We start from the raw sequence: 16051 nt of genomic DNA on the forward strand, positions 1-16051 counted from the left end.
GAAAAACGATCATTATGTGTTCATTATAATGGAAATTCGTTCGATATGGCTAAGTGATATGAAACAAACTCTCTCCAGTCTCAGCGGAGACACGATAAAAGCGATTGTTTTGGTCTGCCTTGCCGTCGGGGTGGTGGGCATGTCCTATGGGTCGCTGGCGGTGGCTTACGGCTTCCCTTTATGGGTGCCGCTCTTGCTTTCGGTGTCCGTGCTGGCAGGCGCTTCTGAATTCATGTTTATCGGCATTGTCGCCAGCGGCGGTAGTCCGCTGGCCGCCGCCGCCGCCGGCCTGTTAGTCAATGCGCGTCATATCCCGTTCGGGGTGACCGTACGCGAACTGGTTGGTCGGCGCGCCTTAAGCTTTATCGGATGCCACATTATGAACGACGAGAGCGTGGTCTTTGGCTTGTCGCAGCCCACCCCCGCGCAGCGCAAAGCGGCCTACTGGCTGTGCGGCGCTGGCGTCGCGCTGATCTGGCCCCTCGGTACGCTAACCGGCGCGGCCGTCGGCAAACTGCTGCCAGCGCCGGAAACCATCGGGCTTGATGCGGTCTTCCCGGCGATCCTGCTGGCGCTGGTGATCCCGGCCTTTAAAAACCGCACTACGCTGATCCGCGCCGTCAGCGGCGCCGCACTGGCGCTTGCCGCCGTACCGTTTGTGCCCACCGGGCTGCCGGTGCTGCTTTCGCTGTTCGGTTTACTGTCGAGGAAAAAATAATGGGCAATATGACGCTGTTTATCGCCGGTATCGCCATCCTGTCGCTGGGAACCTATCTGATGCGTCTCGGCGGCGCGAAGCTCGGCAATCGGCTGGCATTTTCCGAGCGCTCGCAGGCGCTGCTTTCCGATGCGGCGACGGTGCTGCTTTTTTCCGTCGCCCTGGCCACCACTTTCTATGAAGGCGCGCATTTCGCCGGCATGGCGCGCGTTCTGGGCGTTGCTTTCGCTGTGTTCCTCGCCTGGCGCAAGGTCCCGCTGATCGGCGTGATTATCGCCGCCGCCGTGGTGACCGCGCTGCTGCGCCTGGCGGGTATGCCCTAGGACGAGTAAGCGTAATCTGTAAAACCGCTGTGCTGTCCGGCGATCGTGCCTTCAAGCCACTGAATAACCGGTTCGATTTGCAGCGGGTGCCGCTGGTCTATCGTCAGTACAGGTCCTAACGACATGGGCTGCGCCCGCCCGGCCAGCTGGGCCAGCTCCGGCAAATACTCTTCTCCGGGGTGGCCCGGCGGCCGCGTCGCCAGCCGCGAGGCATAGCGCGCGACGGCCAGCTCCGGAGAGATATGGTTCCAGACCTCAATCACCTGCTCCACGCCCGCCTGCTGTAGCAGTCTCTGCAAGGTCTCCCGCGGCTGAAAGCCGAACCAGGCGTCGATCAACCAGACCATGCTGGCAGGCGATGCGCCGACAATCGACCAGATCACCTCATACGCCGCGCAGCCCAGCTGGCGATTCATCGGCCGGTCGACAGGGGCCAGGCGCGCCATAAACGGCTCTTTGATGCCGTCGATCGTCAATACCGGCAGGCTAAAGGTCTCCGCCAGCAAACGGGTAATGGTGCTCTTCCCCGACGCCGGAATGCCGTTGATTAAAATGGCCGTTTTGCAGCCTGGGGTCAGATGTCTGTTCATAGTAATGCGACAACCTCCTCCCGGCTGCGGGCCGTCCGCAGTTTGGCCATGGTGTCATTATTATCCAGCAGCGCGACGATGGAACGGATGCCCTCCTCGATATGCGCATTGCTGTCCCGGGCGCCAAACATAATAACAATGTCCGCTTTTTCACTGTCCGCAAAGGGAATAGGCTTTTCCAGCACCACCAGGCTAAAGCAGTTGCGTCTGACGCCGCATTCGGGGCGGGCATGGGGGATGGCAATCCCTTCATCAAAAACGTAATAAGCGCCATGATTTAAAGTATTGTCGATCACCGCCTGGCTATATTCCGTCGAAATAAAGCCTTTTGCCTCCAGCGGGCGGGCAGCCAGCTTTATTACCCGCTGCCAGTCGGACTCCACAACGCCAACCTGAATGGCATCGGCCTCAATAAGCAGTTCTTTTATGGTCATTCTCTGTTCCTAGATATTGCGGCGAATAATATTGCGTAAATTATCAATCTGCAGAAACAGCGCATCGATATCCTGCCGGTGGCTCTTACTTTTGGCATATACCGATAATGCCCGGTTGTAAGTCAACATCAATGTTTTTTGCACGTCGCTATTATCGGGCTGGCGCTGTAATTCGCCTTCCAGTCTGGCGATCTCTTCCGCCAGCTGACGGGACTGTTGATCATAATCCTGCAGCGGGTTTTGCTCTTTTTTCCACAGCGTTTTCAATGATTCAAACATAGCAAGCTCCCTCCCTGGCGGAAGACAGGGCAACAAAAGATATGTGTCGGTAACAACGCTATTTAAATAGCGCCATTTTTTCCATTAATACGGCAGTCACTGCCTGGTTGGCGGGAATTAAAAATTTCCGTACGCTGTCATTTACTTTTCCTTTCTCAAACGTTGATTTACAGCGATCGACCCACTGCACGTTCATTTCCGTTCCGACGTTCACTTTATTAATCCCTTCGGTGACGGCCAGCCGCATATCCTCATCGCTGACACCTGTGCCGCCATGCAGCACCAGCGGCACGCCCGTCGCTTCGCTTATCGCCTTCAGCCGCGCATGCTGTATCTGCGCTTTACCGGTGTACAGGCCATGCACAGTGCCCACCGAGACGGCCAGCATATCGACCTGTGTCTCCTTCACAAAACGCGTCGCGTCTTCGACGGTAGTAAAACAGATATCTTCGGCAGCCACCGCTTTTCCATCCTCTGACCCGCCGATCGCCCCCAGCTCACCTTCTACCGTAATATTCCGCGGCCGTGCCATTTCCACCACAATCCGCGTGTTACCGATATTTTCCTCGAGGCTTAAGTGAGACCCGTCGTACATCACCGAAGAAAAGCCCGCATTCATTGCCGTCTCGATGGCTTTAATATCGGAGCAGTGATCGAGATGCAGGCAGGTCGGGATATTTTCACTGTCTGCTAATGAACGCACGGCATCGACCAGTAACCGATACCCCAGATACTCTGCGGTACCGGTTGATATTTGGATCATTAATGGGCTGCGGCTGTTTTGCGCGGCTTTGAAAAAAGCCGGTAACATCTCAATACAGTGCAAGTTAAACGAGCCAATCGCTTTAAAATCTCTTTCCTGAGCGATTTTTAAAATCTCATTAAAATTATACAGACTCATGAACACTTTCCCCTTTCGGCTTAGCGGATTTCCCGTTGACAAACCATGCCAGTGCGGCGACAAACACAATAAATAAGGCGACAAAGAGCCAGTTATTCTGGAAGGCGTGGCCTAATACCAGACCGGAGCTGATGACGTCAGAGTCGCTGAAGGTGACGCCCGTAAAGCCGTAGCTCTCCAGCATGGGCACCAGAATGGCCGGCAGAAACGTGATAAACAGGCCGTGAATAACCCCGCCGATCATCGCCCCGCGGCGTCCGCCCAGCGCGTTGCCAAATACCCCTGCCGTGCCGCCGGCGAAAAAGTTGGTTAACAGTCCGGGGAGGATCATCGCCAGACCGAACATCGGGAAAACCAGCATGCCGATAATCGAGCCGACGGTCGTCGCCAGAAATCCGACAATCACCGCATTCGGCGCATAAGGAAACAGCACCGGGCAATCTAGAGCCGGCTTCGCATCCGGGACAATACGCATCGCGATACCGCGAAAGGCCGGCACCAGCTCATTGAGCAATAAACGCACGCCGCTATAGAGGACAAATACCCCGGCGACAAACTGAATGGACTGCATGAAGGCATACATCAGGTAATTAATGCCGCCGGAGAACTGCGCGATGTACTGCGGCCCCGCCGCGATAGCCGGGATGAGATACATCGGCACCATCACCACCGCCATGGCCAGATAGGTATCCTGCAGAAACTTAAAGTTATCAGGCAGTTCGAGATCTTCCGTGGAGCGAGAGCCTTTTCCGACAACTTTAGCGACCGCAGCCTGCACCAGATAGCCGATAGTACAGAAGTGCCCCAGGGCCACATCGTCAGACCCGGTAATGCGCCTGACCACCGGCTGCGCCAGGGCCGGCATTAACACCGCCATCACGCCGCCGAAGATGCCCCCGGTTAAAATCAGCGGTACGCCGGTGAGCCCGGACTTATAGCCAATCACGGCGCCGATTGTCGCCATCCACAGCAGCGCCTGGCCGGTCAGAAAAATATATTTCAGCGGCGTCAGCCGGGCGATAATAATATTGACGGCAAAGATCACCAGCAGCGTCAGCGCCACCTCCGAACCTAATTCCCGATTCGCTAACCCGGCGATGGCGGCCACATCGGTAATATAGCCTTTCATGCCAAATCCCTGGGTGAAGATATCATTCAGGAAGGTCAGCGTGGCGACAATGATGTTTATCCCGGCCATCATAATTAAGAAACCGAGCAGCGTTTTAAATGTCCCTTCCGCGGTTTTGCCTGGCGATTTCTTTTGCAGGATCAGGCCAAGCATGGCAATAAAAGCAATAAGAATGGATGCCTGACCGAGTAAATCCTTAACGATAAACGCAACGAAGCTATTCATAATCAGCCACCTTCAGATGACGTTCTTTTAAGAATGCGACGATCTTAGTTTCAATCTCCTCTTTATCAGTAAGTTTATTCAATACCACGACACGTTTAATTTCTTCTTCACTGGCATCGGCGGTTAAGATGTCGGCAAAGGTTTTTTGCGTCAGAATCATATCCGATTTAAAAGCCCCAGCTTCGGAAACGGTGGTGTGTTCAATATGAGCGGGAATTTCCAGCTTCTTTAAAACTGCCTTCGCCGTCATTTCAATGGCAAAGCTTGAACCGAGGCCGCAGCCACATACGCATAAAATTTTCAGCATGGAGGGTCTCCTCAAATAATATTGAGTTGCTTGGCAAGTTTATAATGATGTCCTTCAGTATCGACCAGACGTTTTTTCATACTGACTAAATCAATCGGAATAGGTTTGTTACTGGAATTAATTATTATGGCTTTATTTTTCATACCTGACTGAATACAGCGAACCACTTCACTGGCCATAATAGTGCCCTGATAAATCTCTTCGCAGGTTGGATCACCGCTGCGTAAACCATAGCCGACGATCGTTTTACGGATACGGACACCTATTTGTGGTTCCAGCTGTTTAATCATGGTATCAATCGCCCCCTGAAAGCCGGGAGAGTACTCTTTGGTATAGCCTTCTGAGCAGAGGATAACGACGCTATTCTGCGTACTCAGCTTCCGGGTAATCCGTTCCGCGAGCACGGCCAACGGCATCTGTGCCTCCGGGATCAGGGCAATATCCGCATTACATTTAATGGCGGACTGCAACGTTAGTTCTCCACAATAGCCTCCTAATATCTCAACCATAAAAACCCGACCGGGCAGCGCTCTTCCGGTATTTCTTAAACGAGAGACTTCTTTAATAATTTGCTCACAGGCCGTGGAAAAACCAATCGTATAATCACTGCCATACACATCATTATCGATAGTCATTCCCACACCAAAGCAATTAATCTCAAATTCACTAAGGGTATTCAGAAACTGCAGGCTGCCATCCCCCCCGGCCATAATGAGCACATCAATACGCAGAGATTTAAGTTTTTTAGCAATGCTTTCATATTCACTGCGCTGCAGTTTGCGACTGGTTCGCCCCGAGGTAATGATCGGCACCGCGGTAATTGAATAATCAACCAGATCGCGCCACGCCATATCCTGATGACTTTTCTCCAGTAGCCCTGGAATACCGCCATTAAACAGCGTGATATCAGCATTAGCCTGCCTGGCTATCTGGAATATAAAATTATTCATTCCAGAAACATCCCCGCCGCTAATAACGATACCAATTTTCATGACGCATCCTCGCTCATTTGCCTGACAACATTTTTCCCTGAGTACAAGCCTTCTATTTGCAATGAAGATCACATAATGCGTATTAAATTACCGCAGTGAATAGTTGACAGGTACGGCGAAACACCTATTTTTGTGATACATATCCCATTTAAATAGAGTGATCTCCATCGCTTTCTGTTTTTAATATCTTTAAATTTCATGGCGTTAAAAAATCGAGATATTCAGGCGTGCTGACCTTTCCTTTGCCATAAAAAGGAGGATTTAAGAAAAGAACGGAAACGTGATTAGTGCCACATTTTTTTCGTAGCAGAGGAAAATATTGGCAAATTTCGCAGAGACGGGAAGCGGAAAACGAAAACAAAAAAAGCGCCCTGAGGCGCTCTTTCGACAGTTGCTATACGCTTATTTGTTCAGTTCGGCAGTCATATGCACGCGGTTGCCGGTAAACGCTTCGGTGATTTTGTAAGACGAAGCGCCGGCAGCCTGCGCCTGTGCGGCGATTTTCGCTTCCGCGCCGTCCATTGTGGAGGCGGTTGCGGTCACGGTTTCAGCAGCGAAGGAAGCGAAAGAGGCGGCCATAGCGATTACTGCGACAAAAGTTTTGATGCTTTTCATGATATAAACCCTTTCATTTAGTTGTTTAGATAAGGCGCTGTGCCTTGATGTGTTAAATAGTAGCCCGCACATCGCTAAACAAAAAGCGGAAGGATTTGCTGTCATTGTTCAAATTTATTGACCAATATTTAACCCGCAATTAAACGCTGCGGATGGGTGTAAACTGTCGCCCTGCCCGGCTTGCAAAAGCCCACCAGCGTCAGATTGCAGCGCTCGGCAACTTCCACTGCTAAGGTGGTGGCCGCCGAGACCGCGAACAGGATCTCGACGCCGCACATCGCGGCCTTCTGCACCATTTCATAGCTGGCGCGGCTGGAGACCAGCGCGGCGCCATGCTGCCACCCCTCGCCGACTTCCGCCCGCCGGCCCAGCAATTTATCCAGGGCGACATGCCGGCCAACGTCTTCAAACCCCCCCGCCAGTTCGCCCGTCAACCGGACCCACGCGGCCGCGTGAGTACAGCCGGTGAGCCGGCCAACCGGTTGAAAGTCGTTAAGATGCGCCAGGGCCTGATCGAGATTGGCTAAATCGAACGACTGAGTGAACGGCAGCGGCTGGACCGGCTTACCAATATCATTGAGCTGCTCGACGCCGCATACGCCGCAGCCGGTGCGCCCGGCCAGCGCGCGACGCCGGGCTTTGAGGCCCATAAAACGCCGGCTGGAGAGCTCAATCTGCACCTCAAGGCCGTTGCACACCGCTACCACGTCCATGCCGAAAATCTCCCGCCGGTGCTCGATAATCCCTTCGGATAAGGAGAAGCCGACGGCGAATTGCTCCAGATCTTTCGGGGAGGCCATCATCACCACGTGAGAGATACCGTTGTAGACCAGCGCGACGGGCACCTCTTCCGCTAACTCATCTGGCTGAGGGTGTTGCAGATCCTCGCGTTTCCAGAGGGAGACCTGGCGATATCCTGTGACATTCGTCACATTTTTGATTTGTTCGAGAGGCTTCTTGTTCACTTTGCTTTAACCGTATTGGAACAGGCATACACACAATGTGGTATTCTGTTTTTATCCCTTCAGGAATGAGGGAAATTTGCCCTAATTCTGAACCTTTGCGGCCTTCACCGCAAAGCAAATAACTACATGTGACAATGTCGAAACAAGGAGCGAACCATGCAGGTCAGCAGAAGGCAGTTCTTTAAGATCTGCGCTGGCGGTATGGCGGGAACCACGGCAGCAGCGCTGGGCTTTGCCCCGGCAACTGCGCTCGCGGAGACACGGCAGTACAAATTGCTGCGCACGCGCGAAACCCGTAACACCTGCACATACTGTTCTGTCGGCTGTGGGCTGTTGATGTATAGCCTCGGCGACGGCGCGAAAAACGCCAAAGCATCCATTTTCCATATCGAAGGCGATCCGGATCATCCGGTCAACCGTGGTGCGCTCTGTCCGAAAGGGGCTGGTCTGGTGGACTTTATCCATTCTGAAAGCCGCCTGAAATTCCCGGAATATCGCGCGCCAGGCTCCGATAAATGGCAGCAAATCAGTTGGGACGAAGCGTTCGATCGCATCGCCAAGCTGATGAAAGAGGACCGCGACGCCAACTTTATCGCGCAAAACGACGCCGGCACCACCGTCAACCGCTGGTTGACTACCGGGATGCTGTGCGCCTCCGCCTCCAGTAACGAAACCGGCTATTTAACGCAAAAATTCACCCGCGCCCTCGGGATGCTGGCGGTGGATAACCAGGCGCGTGTCTGACACGGACCAACGGTAGCAAGTCTTGCTCCAACATTTGGTCGCGGTGCGATGACCAACCACTGGGTTGATATTAAAAACGCCAACCTGGTCGTAGTGATGGGCGGTAACGCCGCAGAAGCGCATCCGGTGGGGTTCCGCTGGGCGATGGAAGCCAAAATTCATAACGGCGCCAAGCTCATCGTTATCGATCCGCGCTTTACGCGTACGGCGTCGGTGGCTGATTTCTATACCCCGATTCGTTCCGGTACCGACATTACCTTCCTGTCGGGCGTGATCCTGTATCTGCTGAATAACGAAAAATTCAACCGCGAATACACCGAAGCCTACACCAACGCCAGCCTGATCGTGCGTGAGGACTATAGCTTCGACGACGGGCTGTTCAGCGGCTATAACGCAGAAAAACGTCAGTACGACAAAACCAGCTGGAACTATGAGTTGGACGAAAACGGCTTCGCCAAACGCGATACTACGCTGCAACATCCGCGCTGCGTCTGGAACCTGCTGAAGCAGCATGTTTCCCGTTATACCCCGGATGTGGTCGAAAACATCTGCGGTACGCCGAAGGCCGACTTCCTCAAAGTCTGTGAATACATTGCTGAAACCAGCGCGCCGGATAAGACCGCATCGTTCCTGTACGCTCTCGGCTGGACCCAGCACTCCATCGGTGCGCAGAATATCCGCACCATGGCGATGATCCAGCTGCTGCTCGGCAACATGGGGATGGCGGGCGGCGGCGTCAACGCCCTGCGCGGCCACTCCAATATCCAGGGCCTGACCGACCTCGGCCTGCTCTCCACCAGCCTGCCAGGCTACATGTCGCTGCCGAACGAAAAACAGGCCGACCTGCAGACCTACCTGACGGCTAACACGCCGAAGCCGCTGCTGAAAGACCAGGTCAACTACTGGGGCAACTATCCGAAGTTCTTCGTCTCCATGATGAAAGCCTTCTTCGGCGACAAAGCCACCGCGGAAAACAGCTGGGGCTATGACTGGCTGCCGAAGTGGGATAAGAGCTACGACGTTCTGCAGTACTTCGAGATGATGAATCAGGGCAAAGTGAATGGCTATATTTGCCAGGGCTTTAACCCGGTCGCCTCGTTCCCGAACAAAAACAAGGTCGTCGCTTCCCTGTCGAAGTTGAAGTTCCTCGTGACTATCGACCCGCTCAATACCGAAACGTCCACCTTCTGGCAAAACCATGGTGAGTCGAACGATGTCGATCCGGCGAAAATCCAGACCGAAGTGTTCCGTCTGCCCTCCACCTGCTTCGCCGAAGAGAATGGGTCTATCGTCAACTCCGGCCGCTGGCTGCAGTGGCACTGGAAAGGCGCGGACGCCCCGGGGATCGCCGTCACCGATGGTGAAATTCTCGCCGGTATCTTCACTCGCCTGCGTAAGATGTATGCCGAAGAGGGTGGCCCGGCGCCGGAGCCGGTGCTCAACATGACGTGGAACTACTCCACGCCACACGAGCCGGCATCGGAAGAAGTGGCGATGGAAAGCAACGGTAAAGCGCTGGCGGATATCACCGACCCGGCAACCGGCGCGGTGATCGTCAAGAAAGGCCAACAGCTGAGCTCCTTTGCGCAGCTGCGAGATGATGGCACCACCTCCAGCGGCTGCTGGATCTTCGCCGGGAGCTGGACGCCGGAAGGTAACCAGATGGCGCGCCGCGATAACGCCGATCCATCCGGTCTCGGCAATACCCTGGGCTGGGCCTGGGCCTGGCCGCTCAACCGCCGCATCCTGTATAACCGCGCCTCCGCGGACCCGCAGGGTAAACCGTGGGATCCGAAGCGTCAGTTGCTGAAATGGGACGGCACCAAATGGGGCGGCGTGGATATTCCGGACTACAGCGCCGCCGCGCCTGGCAGCGACGTCGGTCCGTTTATCATGCAGCCGGAAGGGATGGGCCGTCTGTTCGCTATCGACAAGATGGCGGAAGGACCGTTCCCGGAACACTACGAGCCGTTTGAAACGCCGCTCGGAACCAACCCGCTGCACCCGAACGTGGTCTCTAACCCGGCCGCTCGCGTCTTTAAAGGCGATCTCGAGCAGATGGGTAAGGCCGAGAAGTTCCCGTACGTCGGCACCACTTACCGTCTGACCGAGCACTTCCACTACTGGACCAAGCATGCGCTACTTAACGCCATCGCCCAGCCGGAACAGTTCGTGGAGATCGGGGAAAAACTGGCGAATAAGCTCGGCATCGGCCACGGCGATACCGTGAAAGTTTCCTCCAACCGCGGCTATATCAAAGCCAAGGCGGTGGTGACCAAACGTATTCGCACGCTGAAAGTTGACGGTAAGGATATCGATACCATCGGCATTCCTATTCACTGGGGCTATGAGGGCGTGGCGAAAAAAGGCTTTATTGCCAATACCCTGACGCCGTTCGTCGGTGATGCGAATACGCAGACGCCGGAGTTCAAAGCTTTCCTTGTGAACGTGGAAAAGGTGTAACGGAGACGACTTATGGCTTACCAATCGCAAGATATTATTCGTCGTTCCGCGACTAACGGTTTCACCCCCGCGCCTCAGGCGCGGGACCACCAGCAGGAGGTGGCGAAGCTTATCGACGTCACCACCTGTATCGGCTGTAAAGCCTGTCAGGTGGCCTGCTCCGAATGGAACGATATTCGTGATGAAGTCGGTCACAATGTCGGGGTGTATGACAACCCGGCGGACCTGACCGCCAAGTCATGGACGGTCATGCGCTTCTCGGAGGTGGAACAAAACGACAAGCTGGAATGGCTCATCCGCAAGGATGGCTGCATGCACTGCGCGGACCCGGGCTGCCTGAAGGCCTGCCCGTCAGAAGGCGCGATCATTCAGTACGCCAACGGCATTGTCGACTTCCAGTCCGAGCAGTGCATCGGCTGCGGCTACTGTATCGCCGGCTGTCCGTTCGATGTACCGCGTCTGAACCCGGAAGACAACCGCGTCTACAAATGTACCCTGTGCGTAGACCGCGTGACCGTCGGCCAGGAGCCTGCCTGCGTGAAAACCTGTCCGACCGGCGCAATCCACTTTGGCTCCAAAGAGGATATGAAAACGCTGGCCGGCGAACGCGTGGCTGAGCTGAAAACCCGCGGTTATGACAATGCGGGCCTGTACGATCCGGCCGGCGTCGGTGGCACCCACGTCATGTACGTGCTGCACCATGCCGACAAGCCGAATCTGTACCACGGCCTGCCGGAAAACCCGGAGATCAGCCAGACCGTCAAGTTCTGGAAAGGCATCTGGAAACCGCTGGCGGCCGTCGGCTTCGCCGCGACCTTCGCAGCCAGTATCTTCCACTACGTCGGCGTCGGTCCGAACCGCGCGGAAGAGGAAGAGGACAATCTGCATGAAGAGAAAGACGAGGTGCGCAAATGAAAAGACGTGACACCATCGTGCGCTACACGGCGCCGGAACGCATCAACCACTGGGTCACCGCCTTCTGCTTCGTCCTGGCGGCGGTGAGCGGGTTAGGCTTTTTCTTCCCGTCCTTTAACTGGCTGATGCATATCCTCGGCACGCCGCAGCTGGCGCGAATTCTCCACCCGTTCGTCGGGGTGGTGATGTTCGCGTCGTTTATCATCATGTTTTTCCGTTACTGGCATCACAACCTAATCAATCGGGATGATATCTTTTGGGCGAAGAATATTCGTAAGATCGTCGTCAACGAGGAGGTGGGCGATACCGGGCGCTATAACTTCGGCCAGAAATGCGTATTCTGGGCGGCGATTATCTTCCTGGTACTGCTGCTGGTGAGCGGTGTGATCATCTGGCGTCCGTATTTTGCGCCGGCTTTCTCAATCCCGGTGATCCGATTTGCGCTGATGCTGCATTCATTTGCCGCAGTGGCGTTAATTGTGGTTATCATGGTGCATATCTACGCCGCCCTCTGGGTGAAAGGCACCATTACCGCGATGGTGGAAGGCTGGGTTACCAAAACGTGGGCGAAGAAACATCACCCGCGCTGGTACCGAGAGGTCCGCCAGAAACAGGAAAAGTCATCTGAATGAGTATTCGCATAATCCCGCAAGACGAGCTGGGTTCGAGCGAGAAACGCACGGCGGAAGCAATTCCGCCGTTACTGTTCCCCAGGCTGAAAAATCTGTATAACCGCCGCGCTGAACGCTTGCGCGAGCTGGCCGCTAATAACCCGCTAGGCGATTACCTGCGCTTTGCCGCGCTGATTGCCCATGCCCAGGAAGTAGTGCTGTACGACCATCCGCTGCAGATGGATCTCACCGCCCGCATTAAAGCGGCCAGCGAACAGGGCAAGCCGCCGCTGGATATCCACGTCCTGCCGCGCGACAAGCACTGGCACAAGCTGTTGCACTCGCTGATTGCCGAGCTGAAGCCGGAGATGAGCGGCCCGGCGCTGGCGGTCATTGAGAATCTGGAAAAAGCCTCTGAGCAGGAGCTGGAGCAGATGGCCAGCGCGCTGTTTGTTTCCGATTTCGCCTCCGTCAGTAGCGACAAAGCGCCGTTTATCTGGGCTGCGCTGTCGCTCTACTGGGCGCAGATGGCCAGTCTGATCCCAGGAAAAGCGCGCGCCGAATACGGCGAACAGCGCCAGTTCTGCCCGGTGTGCGGCTCGATGCCGGTCTCCAGCATCGTGCAAATCGGCACCACTCAGGGGCTGCGCTATCTGCACTGCAACCTGTGCGAAACTGAGTGGCACGTAGTACGCGTCAAGTGCAGCAACTGCGAGCAGAGCCGCGACCTGCACTACTGGTCGCTGGACAACGAGCAGGCGGCGGTGAAAGCCGAAAGCTGCGGCGACTGCGGAACCTACCTGAAGATTATGTATCAGGAAAAGGATCCGAAAGTCGAAGCCGTCGCCGACGATTTGGCCTCCCTGGTGCTCGACGCCCGCATGGAACAGGAGGGCTTCGCCAGAAGCTCAATTAACCCGTTCATGTTCCCCGGCGAAGGGGAGTAAGTTCTGCAGTATGATTTCGGGCGGCTCTTGTCGCCCGTTTTCCTTCTTGTGACACGAACGTGCGCAGGGATTATTCACACGCGTCACTGACCGTTATCAGAGGCCAACCTTTGGCTGGAGATATTCGTTTCAGACGAGTCTGTCGCTCACTTGTCGTCCTCCTGCCACTCGAATTATTCAGGGTGGATTTCGTACGGCGTGACTACGCCAGGAATACCGGCAAAACCCTTCGTATTCCGCGTAATTAGTTCCAGACGATGGAGTTGCGCCGTCGCCAGAATGATGGCATCCGGCAGCTTAAGCTTATACTCCTGCCGCAGCGCAACGCTTCGCTCTGCAATATCCTGTGAGATGTTAATGATATTAAAGGTGCTCAGCGCCATTCGCGTGCGCTGCTCCTGGTGATATTTTTTAGCGCCAACCATCACCTCCATCCAGGTAATCAGACTGATCGCATTCTGCGGTGGCCAGGCCTCCAGCGCCTGTTTGGCTTCGCAACGCCCGCTAAATAAATCAATAAGAATATTGGTATCAAAAAGCGCAGATCCGGAGGTCATTACCACTCCTTGCGTAGCTGACGTTGATATTCCATGCCGTCTTCTTCGCAGTCTTGCCACAGACCCAGCGCACTGGAGATGGTATCTTTAGCTCGATCTTGTTTCTCCAGATATTGTTCAACCGCTTCACGTAACAGTTCCGCTCGCGGAATGTTACGCTGCACTTTGAGGTCATCGAGACGTTGAATGACATCGTCTGATAAATCGAGAAGAATTCTGCCCATATCCCTTTCAGCCATCATGCTCATATATACCTCAAGTATATCACCAGTGATGAAGTTATGAGCAATCTATAGCTTTTGGAATCGGAAACAAACAGGATTTTGTCAGGTAAACTCTTTTTTGCGAGCCGCTTTCCATAATGCACAGGCGACCTCAATAGGCCTGTCTTTTCGCCATAATCCAGGCTATAACACTGGATATTAAAACAGTATAAGGAACTTCATATGGCGCTGGAAAAAGGGATTGCTTCGCTGGTTGAGGCATTTATTGCGGCAGGTCGTCCGTCATCACGCGATCAGCATATTGATGATCGGAGGGCCGGCTATATCGCCAGTGCGGTACTCGCCGGGGAGACGGAAACGCGAGTGCGGGTGGAGGATATCACCCTGGAGGGTATGCACTTCCGCGTCGTTTCACCGCCCACTGCCGACGGCCTGCTACCCACGCTTATCTACTACCACGGCGGCTGTTTTGTCAGCGGCGGCTTTACCACCCACGATAACCAACTCCGTCAGTTAGCCATGTTCAGCGGTTGCCGGGTGATCGCTGTACAGTACCGCCTGGCGCCGGAGCATACCTTTCCGGCGGCGCACGATGACGCAGAACAAGGTGTCATGATTATCCACCGGCACGCGGAGCAGCTTGGCGTTGACGCATCACGTATCACCCTGGCTGGCGACAGTGCCGGCGGGCACCTCGCTCTGGTCACGGCCCTGCGCCTGAAAGCGAAAGCGGCGTGGCAACCCGCGCAACTGATCCTGATTTATCCGATGCTTGACCCCACCGCCAGCATGGCGAGCTACCTCAGCAATGGCGATGACTATGTGATTACCCGGGACACGCTACTGAGCGGCTACGAAATGTACCTCGCCTCGACGCCGGCAAACCATCCGGATGCCTGTCCGCTGTGGCGCGAAGATTTTAACGGGCTGCCACCGGTACACATTCTGACGGCGGAGTTCGATCCTTTACGTGATGAGGGCGAAGTGCTGTACCGAAGGCTGACGGAGCAAGGGGTGGAGAGTTCCTGTCAGCGCTATCTGGGGGTGATCCACGGCTTCTTTCAGCTGGGAGGCGTCAGCAACGCCGCGCGTGATGCCATGCGGGATATCGCCTGGCGTGTGGCATCGCCAGGACGATAACTGCCGCAGGCGCTTACTCTTCCTCGTTGCCGCCCTCTTCGTACGAGCCAAAGGGCTTCGCCGGCAGCACGATGTAGATCCCCTCGAAAACGGCGCCCTGTTTATCGTCGCCAAAAAGCTCCACCTGCATTTGCACGCGGGCTTTACGCCCGCGCGCCAGTCGGTCGAGATCGCCGCTCAGAGAACCGAGGTCGGCGATGGCGCTGGGGCGGCCGCTAATAGGCTGGCTGTAGCGGATATGCGCATCCGCCAGAATAATGGTGCCTCCCAGGTGCCGCTCGCGCAGCATCAGCCAGATAAGCCCCCATCCGGTTAAGGTAGCGAGCGAAAACAGGCTGCCGGCGAACAGCGTATGGTGCGGATTCTGGTTCCCCGCCTCCGGCATGGTGGTAATAAATTTCTGCCCGGTGTACTGCTGAATACGTACGCCCATTTTTTCACTCAGCGGAATATGCTGATACCACGCCTGCTGGAGCTGTGCGCACCAGTCGCCGCGGTGCAAAATATCGTCCAGCGACGCGACCGGTTTGATCATCAGAAAATGACGGATCGGCGTGGTGGTCGGGGTGGTGATCTCACCCTGATTGACAAATCCGAGCTTGGCGAAAAATTCCACCGCATCTTCGCGCGCGCTGCAGGTAACCCGCTTAACCCCTTCCTGACGCGCGACGGACTCCAGGGTCATCGCCATCAGCGTACCCAGCCCTTTATCCTGCACCGAGGGATGCACAGCCATAAAGCGGATGGAGGCTTCATTCTCCGCATTGATATATAGCCGGCCGACGGCAACCAGGTTGCCCTCTTCATCAACTACCATCTGATGATGCGCCATCGCGTCCCAGGCGTCACGTTCCGATCCCTTAGGCTGATGCAGCGGCTTACGCAGCATCTCCCAGCGGAACTGGTAGTAGCTCTCTAACTCTTCTGCTGTTTGCGGTACACGAAGGTGATACATAGTCGTACTCTCTTTTG

Annotated in this window: 19 protein-coding genes; 7 read left to right on the forward strand and 12 right to left on the reverse strand. The window is 55.2% G+C overall.

Annotated features, from left to right (window positions below; all coding sequences use genetic code 11):
- Positions 1-58 precede the first annotated feature (58 nt).
- Together LPQ25_RS25535 and LPQ25_RS25540 are read left to right on the forward strand one after the other, a co-directional pair.
- Positions 59-718, forward strand: coding sequence for an AzlC family ABC transporter permease (locus LPQ25_RS25535; RefSeq protein WP_012737095.1), 660 nt, complete (start codon positions 59-61; stop codon positions 716-718).
- Positions 718-1041 carry an AzlD domain-containing protein gene (locus tag LPQ25_RS25540; protein WP_002882863.1) on the forward strand — a complete coding sequence of 108 codons (324 nt, stop codon included), beginning with the start codon at positions 718-720 and terminating at the stop codon, positions 1039-1041. Before LPQ25_RS25535 ends, LPQ25_RS25540 begins: the two co-directional genes overlap by 1 nt.
- Here LPQ25_RS25540 and LPQ25_RS25545 read toward each other — a convergent pair.
- From LPQ25_RS25545 to fdhD, 9 genes are all read right to left on the reverse strand, one after another.
- Positions 1038-1631 (reverse strand): P-loop nucleotide/nucleoside kinase family protein, encoded by a 594-nt coding sequence (locus LPQ25_RS25545; RefSeq protein ID WP_002882862.1) that lies wholly within the window; start codon positions 1629-1631, stop codon positions 1038-1040. The genes LPQ25_RS25540 and LPQ25_RS25545 overlap by 4 nt on opposite strands.
- Positions 1628-2065, reverse strand: a complete 438-nt coding sequence (locus LPQ25_RS25550; protein ID WP_002882861.1) for a PTS sugar transporter subunit IIA — start codon at positions 2063-2065, stop codon at positions 1628-1630. Before LPQ25_RS25550 ends, LPQ25_RS25545 begins: the two co-directional genes overlap by 4 nt.
- Positions 2066-2074: 9 nt before the next feature.
- On the reverse strand, positions 2075-2344 hold the full coding sequence (locus LPQ25_RS25555; protein WP_002882858.1) for a hypothetical protein: 270 nt from the start codon (positions 2342-2344) through the stop codon (positions 2075-2077).
- Between the two features lie 58 nt (positions 2345-2402).
- Positions 2403-3245 carry a class II fructose-bisphosphate aldolase gene (locus LPQ25_RS25560; RefSeq protein ID WP_002882856.1) on the reverse strand — a complete coding sequence of 281 codons (843 nt, stop codon included), beginning with the start codon at positions 3243-3245 and terminating at the stop codon, positions 2403-2405.
- Positions 3232-4599, reverse strand: a complete 1368-nt coding sequence (locus LPQ25_RS25565) for a PTS sugar transporter subunit IIC (protein WP_004150366.1) — start codon at positions 4597-4599, stop codon at positions 3232-3234. The genes LPQ25_RS25560 and LPQ25_RS25565 overlap by 14 nt, the downstream gene beginning before the upstream one ends.
- Positions 4592-4906 carry a PTS sugar transporter subunit IIB gene (locus LPQ25_RS25570; RefSeq protein WP_004151864.1) on the reverse strand — a complete coding sequence of 105 codons (315 nt, stop codon included), beginning with the start codon at positions 4904-4906 and terminating at the stop codon, positions 4592-4594. The genes LPQ25_RS25565 and LPQ25_RS25570 overlap by 8 nt, the downstream gene beginning before the upstream one ends.
- Before the next feature lie 11 nt (positions 4907-4917).
- Positions 4918-5898 carry a 6-phosphofructokinase gene (locus LPQ25_RS25575; protein ID WP_002882831.1) on the reverse strand — a complete coding sequence of 327 codons (981 nt, stop codon included), beginning with the start codon at positions 5896-5898 and terminating at the stop codon, positions 4918-4920.
- A 402-nt stretch (positions 5899-6300) separates the two neighbouring features.
- Positions 6301-6513, reverse strand: a complete 213-nt coding sequence (locus LPQ25_RS25580; protein WP_002882830.1) for a YdgH/BhsA/McbA-like domain containing protein — start codon at positions 6511-6513, stop codon at positions 6301-6303.
- A gap of 128 nt (positions 6514-6641) precedes the next feature.
- Entirely contained in the window at positions 6642-7478 is an 837-nt protein-coding gene (gene fdhD / locus LPQ25_RS25585; RefSeq protein WP_002882828.1) for a formate dehydrogenase accessory sulfurtransferase FdhD, read from the reverse strand.
- 156 nt (positions 7479-7634) lie between these two features.
- Here fdhD and fdnG point away from each other — a divergent pair, with 156 nt between their 5' ends.
- From fdnG to fdhE, 4 genes are read left to right on the forward strand one after another with little or no spacing between them, the layout of a single operon-like run.
- The gene (gene fdnG, locus LPQ25_RS25590; protein WP_012737092.1) at positions 7635-10685 is read left to right on the forward strand and encodes a formate dehydrogenase-N subunit alpha; all 3051 of its coding nucleotides are present in this window, start codon (positions 7635-7637) and stop codon (positions 10683-10685) included.
- Between the two features lie 12 nt (positions 10686-10697).
- Entirely contained in the window at positions 10698-11600 is a 903-nt protein-coding gene (gene fdxH / locus LPQ25_RS25595; protein WP_002882822.1) for a formate dehydrogenase subunit beta, read from the forward strand.
- Positions 11597-12232, forward strand: a complete 636-nt coding sequence (gene fdoI, locus LPQ25_RS25600; protein ID WP_002882818.1) for a formate dehydrogenase cytochrome b556 subunit — start codon at positions 11597-11599, stop codon at positions 12230-12232. The genes fdxH and fdoI overlap by 4 nt, the downstream gene beginning before the upstream one ends.
- Positions 12229-13158, forward strand: a complete 930-nt coding sequence (gene fdhE / locus LPQ25_RS25605) for a formate dehydrogenase accessory protein FdhE (protein ID WP_004150358.1) — start codon at positions 12229-12231, stop codon at positions 13156-13158. Before fdoI ends, fdhE begins: the two co-directional genes overlap by 4 nt.
- 173 nt (positions 13159-13331) lie before the next feature.
- On the opposite strand, the gene LPQ25_RS25610 is transcribed toward fdhE, so the two are convergent.
- Together LPQ25_RS25610 and LPQ25_RS25615 are read right to left on the reverse strand one after the other, a co-directional pair.
- Positions 13332-13715 (reverse strand): type II toxin-antitoxin system VapC family toxin, encoded by a 384-nt coding sequence (locus LPQ25_RS25610; protein ID WP_012737091.1) that lies wholly within the window; start codon positions 13713-13715, stop codon positions 13332-13334.
- Positions 13715-13957 carry a ribbon-helix-helix domain-containing protein gene (locus LPQ25_RS25615; protein ID WP_004150355.1) on the reverse strand — a complete coding sequence of 81 codons (243 nt, stop codon included), beginning with the start codon at positions 13955-13957 and terminating at the stop codon, positions 13715-13717. The genes LPQ25_RS25610 and LPQ25_RS25615 overlap by 1 nt, the downstream gene beginning before the upstream one ends.
- A gap of 204 nt (positions 13958-14161) precedes the next feature.
- Here LPQ25_RS25615 and LPQ25_RS25620 point away from each other — a divergent pair, with 204 nt between their 5' ends.
- Entirely contained in the window at positions 14162-15079 is a 918-nt protein-coding gene (locus LPQ25_RS25620) for an alpha/beta hydrolase (RefSeq protein ID WP_012737090.1), read from the forward strand.
- Between the two features lie 13 nt (positions 15080-15092).
- On the opposite strand, the gene fabY is transcribed toward LPQ25_RS25620, so the two are convergent.
- Entirely contained in the window at positions 15093-16034 is a 942-nt protein-coding gene (gene fabY / locus LPQ25_RS25625; protein ID WP_004178031.1) for a fatty acid biosynthesis protein FabY, read from the reverse strand.
- Between the last annotated feature and the right edge of the window lie 17 nt (positions 16035-16051).

This window comes from Klebsiella sp. KPN54798 (assembly GCF_021184225.1).
Classification (GTDB): Bacteria; Pseudomonadota; Gammaproteobacteria; order Enterobacterales; family Enterobacteriaceae; genus Klebsiella; species Klebsiella pneumoniae.

Bases quoted from the DNA above. Each gene is read 5' to 3' on its own strand.
- LPQ25_RS25535 (WP_012737095.1), top strand. From the start codon at position 59: ATGAAACAAACTCTCTCCAGTCTCAGCGGAGACACGATAAAAGCGATT.
- LPQ25_RS25540 (WP_002882863.1), top strand. From the start codon at position 718: ATGGGCAATATGACGCTGTTTATCGCCGGTATCGCCATCCTGTCGCTG.
- LPQ25_RS25545 (WP_002882862.1), bottom strand. From the start codon at position 1,631: ATGAACAGACATCTGACCCCAGGCTGCAAAACGGCCATTTTAATCAAC.
- LPQ25_RS25550 (WP_002882861.1), bottom strand. From the start codon at position 2,065: ATGACCATAAAAGAACTGCTTATTGAGGCCGATGCCATTCAGGTTGGC.
- LPQ25_RS25555 (WP_002882858.1), bottom strand. From the start codon at position 2,344: ATGTTTGAATCATTGAAAACGCTGTGGAAAAAAGAGCAAAACCCGCTG.
- LPQ25_RS25560 (WP_002882856.1), bottom strand. From the start codon at position 3,245: ATGAGTCTGTATAATTTTAATGAGATTTTAAAAATCGCTCAGGAAAGA.
- LPQ25_RS25565 (WP_004150366.1), bottom strand. From the start codon at position 4,599: ATGAATAGCTTCGTTGCGTTTATCGTTAAGGATTTACTCGGTCAGGCA.
- LPQ25_RS25570 (WP_004151864.1), bottom strand. From the start codon at position 4,906: ATGCTGAAAATTTTATGCGTATGTGGCTGCGGCCTCGGTTCAAGCTTT.
- LPQ25_RS25575 (WP_002882831.1), bottom strand. From the start codon at position 5,898: ATGAAAATTGGTATCGTTATTAGCGGCGGGGATGTTTCTGGAATGAAT.
- LPQ25_RS25580 (WP_002882830.1), bottom strand. From the start codon at position 6,513: ATGAAAAGCATCAAAACTTTTGTCGCAGTAATCGCTATGGCCGCCTCT.
- fdxH (WP_002882822.1), top strand. From the start codon at position 10,698: ATGGCTTACCAATCGCAAGATATTATTCGTCGTTCCGCGACTAACGGT.
- fdoI (WP_002882818.1), top strand. From the start codon at position 11,597: ATGAAAAGACGTGACACCATCGTGCGCTACACGGCGCCGGAACGCATC.
- fdhE (WP_004150358.1), top strand. From the start codon at position 12,229: ATGAGTATTCGCATAATCCCGCAAGACGAGCTGGGTTCGAGCGAGAAA.
- LPQ25_RS25610 (WP_012737091.1), bottom strand. From the start codon at position 13,715: ATGACCTCCGGATCTGCGCTTTTTGATACCAATATTCTTATTGATTTA.
- LPQ25_RS25615 (WP_004150355.1), bottom strand. From the start codon at position 13,957: ATGATGGCTGAAAGGGATATGGGCAGAATTCTTCTCGATTTATCAGAC.
- LPQ25_RS25620 (WP_012737090.1), top strand. From the start codon at position 14,162: ATGGCGCTGGAAAAAGGGATTGCTTCGCTGGTTGAGGCATTTATTGCG.
- fabY (WP_004178031.1), bottom strand. From the start codon at position 16,034: ATGTATCACCTTCGTGTACCGCAAACAGCAGAAGAGTTAGAGAGCTAC.